The 3,395-nt window shown below is 74.1% G+C and carries 3 protein-coding genes; all 3 read right to left on the reverse strand.

The features are described 5' to 3' along the window. A partial coding sequence (locus ROR02_RS16060) for a hypothetical protein (protein ID WP_218032837.1) occupies positions 1-399 on the reverse strand: 399 nt, incomplete at its 3' end. Then, a complete protein-coding gene (locus ROR02_RS16065; RefSeq protein WP_147165058.1) occupies positions 396-1,640 on the reverse strand; it encodes a type II secretion system F family protein in 1,245 nt (414 codons plus the stop codon). The genes ROR02_RS16065 and ROR02_RS16060, both read right to left, overlap by 4 nt. Positions 1,641-1,650: 10 nt before the next feature. Then, a partial coding sequence (locus ROR02_RS16070; RefSeq protein WP_407672669.1) for a GspE/PulE family protein occupies positions 1,651-3,395 on the reverse strand: 1,745 nt, incomplete at its 5' end.

Below are 3,395 nucleotides of genomic sequence, written 5' to 3' on the forward strand. Positions count from 1 at the left end.
GACCAGGCGCAGGCCGGGGGGCTCGGCGCGCAGGCGCACGCGCGCGGCGCCGCCGGGCGCGACCAGGGCCCGGGCCCGGCTGCTCCGTAGCCCGGGGCGCAGCCAGGGGGCAACCGGGGGCAGGGTTTCATCCTCCACCCGAAGGTCGGCGGCGTCGGTGAACAGGTGCAAGGGTCCCCCGGGGCCGGGATCGGTGCCGTCGGCGAGTTCGCGCGGCGGCTGGCCTGGTTCCACCAGCAAGGCCGGAACCCCATCGGCGAGCACCAGGGCGCGGGGGCGTCCGCCGAGGCGGGCGCGCCAGGCGGACAGGAACCCGGCGGGAGGAGGAGGCGCCAGGGGAGGGGCGGCGGGGGGGGGCGTGTCGTCGTCGTGCGCGATCACGAAGGTCTCCCGTTTCACGTGCCCAACACCGCGAGGGCGTCGTAGATCGGCATCAACACCGCCCAGATGATCCAGCCCAGCAGCAGGCCGGCGCAGCCAAGCACGGCGGGGCCCGCGAGGGCCAGCAGGCGATCGGTGGCCTCGCCCACGTCGCGGTCGTGGAAGGCGCCGACCTGGGCCAGGGCGCCGGCCAGGTCGCCGCCATCCTCGCCCACCCGGACCATGCGCCACACCAGAGGCGGGAACTGGCCGGTCAGGCGCAGGGATTCCGAAAGGGGAACCCCGGCGGTCACGGCGCGGCCGGCGGTGTCCAGGGCCTCGGCGAGGCAGCGGTTGCCGAGCACGGCGCGGGCGGTTTCCAGGCAGGTCGCCAGGGGGACGCCCGCCTGGAACAGCAGGGAAAACACGTGGGCGAAGCGGGCCAGGGCCAGCCGGCGGGTGATCGGGCCCAGCAGGGGCACCCCCAGCCAGAGGGCGTCCAGGCGATAGGCCAGCCCGGGGCTGGCCCGCCGCGCCGCCCCCAGTCCCGCGAGCCCCCCGGCCAGGACCAGGAGGCCCAGCAGGCCCCCGCCCTCCCCCCAGGCGTGGGCGAAGGCGATCAGGGCCCGGGTCTGGGGGGGCATTCCCTCGCCCAGGTCGGCCAGGAAACGGGCCAGGTCGGGCACAACCGCCTCCATCAGGAAGGCGAGCACGCCGCCCAGCAGCAGCAAGACCAGCAGCGGGTAGCGCAGGGCCTGGCGCAGCCGCCGGCCGGTGTCGTCGCGCCAGGCCAGATGGCGGCCCAGATGGCGAAAGGCGGTGGCCAGGTCGCCGCTTTCCTCGCCGGCCCGGACCATGGGGGCGACAACCGGGCCCAGCACGGCCGCGTGGCGGCCCAGGGCGCCCGACAGGGTCACCCCCTGGCGGACATCACGCCCGACCGCCTCCAGGACGCGGATCAAGGTCGGGTGGGTGGTCACGGCGCGGGCGTCGGCCAGGACCTCCAGCAAGGGGACGCCGGCGGCCAGGGCACGTTCCAGATGCACGCACAGCTGCATCAGGTCGCGGGCCGGCGGGCGGCGCGATGGCCCCAGGGCGGCCAGCAGGCCCCGTGTGCCGGCGCGCAGCGGGCCCGGGCTGGAGCGCACCTCGCGCATGCCCAGCAGGTGCAGGCCGGCGGCATGCAGCATGCGGTAAAGGTCGGAGCCGTCGCGGGCCTCCAGGCGCCCTTTCAGCACCCGCCCCCGGGCGGACAAGGCGCGATAGGCGAAAAGGGCCACGGTGCCCGCCCTACACCAGGCGCCGGGTGACATCGACCGCCCGGACGAGGGCCGGGATATCGATCACCCCCGACAGCACGAGGCGCACCCCGTCGGCCACCATCGGGCGCAGGCCCTGGCGATCGGCCAGGGTGCGGATCTGCGAAAGCGGGGCGTTCTGGGCCAGCAGGGCGTCCATCTCGGGGGTGACCACCAGAAGCTCGGTCAGGGCGGCGCGGCCGCGATAGCCCAGGTGGCCGCAGGCCTCGCAGCCCACCGAGCGCCACAAGGTGGGCGGCCGGCTGGGCTCCACGCCGAGCAGGCGGCATTCCTCGGGGCTGGCGGTGCCTTCGCGCCGGCAGTGCAGGCACAGGCGCCGGACCAGCCGCTGGGCCAGCACGCCCATGACCGATCCCGCGAGCAGCCCGGGCGCCAGCCCCAGGTCCATCAGGCGGGGAAGGGCGGCCAGGGCATCGTTGGCGTGCAAGGTGGCGTGGACCTGGTGGCCGGTCATGGCGGCGCGCAGGGCCATGGCGGCGGTATCGGTGTCGCGGATCTCGCCCACCAGGATCACATCGGGGTCCTGGCGCAAAATGGCGCGGATGCCCTCGGCGAAGCCCAGCCGGGCCCCGTCGCGCACCTGGGTCTGGCGCAGCAAGGGCAGATCGTATTCAACCGGATCCTCCAGGGTGACGATGTTCAGCTCGGGCGCGCTGATGTGGTCCATCAGGGCATACAAGGTGGTGGTCTTGCCCGATCCGGTGGGGCCGGTGACCAGGAGCATGCCCTCGGGGCGCAGGCACAAGCGGCGCAGGCCGGCCAGGGTGTCGGGCGAAAAGCCCAGTTGTTCCAGCTTCAAGGGCGTGGCCGACCGGTCGAGAATGCGCAACACCACGTTCTCGCCGTGGACGGTGGGCATGACCGAGGCGCGGAAATCAACCTTGCGGTGGGCCACGGTCATCGAGAAGCGGCCGTCCTGGGGGGTCAGGCGATCCGCGATGTTCATGCCGGCCAGGAGTTTGACGCGCTGGGCGACGGCCGGCCAGTACTGCTTGTGAAAGGTGAGGGTCTGGGCCAGGGCGCCATCGATGCGCAGGCGCACGCGCAAGAAGGCGCCGTCGGGTTCGAAATGGATGTCGGACGCGCGGCGCTTGACCGCGTCCAGCAACAGTGCGTTGACCAGCCGCACGACCGGGTGGGCGTCGGTGCCCTGGACGCGGTCGGGATCGGCCCCGGCCTCGCCCAGGGATTCCAGCTCGCGCAGCACGCCGTCGAGGGTCAGGGTATGGCCATAGGCGCGGTCGATGGCGTCTTGGATCTCGGCTTCCGACGAGGCCAGGGGCTCCACCCGGGTGTCGCGGCCGTAGGGACGGCGCGCCTCGTCCATGGCCACCACGTCCAGCGGATCGGCCATGGCCAGGCGCAGCAGGCGCCCGGCGTAGCCCACGGGAAAAACGCGCAGCCGCCGCGCCGTTTCCTCGGGCAGGGGGGCCAGCGCGGTGGGATCGGCCACGGTGGTCAGCGGGTCGAAGCGATCGCGCCCGCTGTTGTGAGCCATGATCTCGGCCAGGGTCTGGTCGGTCAGGAAGCCCAGGTCCACCAGCACCTGGCCCAGCATGGCGCCGGTGCGCTTCTGCTCGATGACCGCCACGCGCAGCTGATCGCGCGAAATCAGGCCGGCCGCGACCAGCTGATCCCCCAGGCGGGCGGAATCATCGCGGGGCGCCGGTGCCGGTGCCGGCGCGGGGCGCGCGGGGGGGCGGGGGTCGCGCTCGC

Source organism: Pararhodospirillum oryzae, from assembly GCF_007992075.1.
Classification (GTDB): domain Bacteria; phylum Pseudomonadota; class Alphaproteobacteria; order Rhodospirillales; family Rhodospirillaceae; genus Pararhodospirillum; species Pararhodospirillum oryzae.